This window comes from Soonwooa sp. T0.1_25 (assembly GCF_057652215.1).
The window spans coordinates 1-621 of record NZ_JBYFBZ010000058.1 but is presented as its reverse complement, the minus strand read 5'-3'; the positions used below and the strand labels follow the sequence as shown (position 1 = coordinate 621).

Here is a 621-nt window from a genome sequence, read left to right as displayed (position 1 = left end):
GGTGGTCTCAAATTGCTAGTGCAACTTTTGTTTTTGTAAAAGTATTATTTTTTTTGAGTGATTTTAATAAAATATGGATAACTTTTTTAGCCTTTTGAGGGCAAAAAGTTACCCACATTTTATTTCCATCGACAACAATAGCGTTTTTCATTGTAATTGATTTAAAATTAGACTATTAAAGACATCTTTCGGGGTTTGATAACCCAAAACCTTTCTTGGTCTTTCATTCAGCTGCTCTTGAACTTCTTTTATGCGCTTTTTAGTAATGGTATTGAAGTCAGTCCCTTTCGGGAAATAATCTCTTACCAAACCATTAGAGTTCTCATTGGTAGGGCGTTCCCAAGGAGAGTAGGGATGTGTGAAATATACCTGAACCTTTGTTTTCTTGGTGAATAATTTATGTTCAGACATCTCTGTTCCATTATCATAAGTAAGGGTTTTACGCATCGTCTTTGGAAGCTTCAAAAACTCCTTCTCAAAGGCTTTTCTTACCGTTTCTGCTAGTTTATTTTTCAATGGAACAAGTATAATCGTTCTTGTCGTTCTTTCTACCAAGGTTCCTAGACAAGATTTGTGGTCTTTGCCGATAATTAAATCGCCTTCCCAATGTCCTGGAATCTC

General features: G+C 35.3%; 2 protein-coding genes. Both read right to left on the bottom strand.

Features of this window, described 5'->3' with window-relative positions; all coding sequences use genetic code 11:
• Positions 1–7 precede the first annotated feature (7 nt).
• On the bottom strand, positions 8–151 hold the full coding sequence (locus AC23MB_RS14330) for a hypothetical protein (RefSeq protein ID WP_487787652.1): 144 nt from the start codon (positions 149–151) through the stop codon (positions 8–10).
• Positions 148–621, bottom strand: a 474-nt coding sequence (locus AC23MB_RS14325) for an IS30 family transposase (RefSeq protein ID WP_487787651.1), incomplete at its 5' end; no start/stop codon positions are given. The genes AC23MB_RS14330 and AC23MB_RS14325, both read right to left, overlap by 4 nt.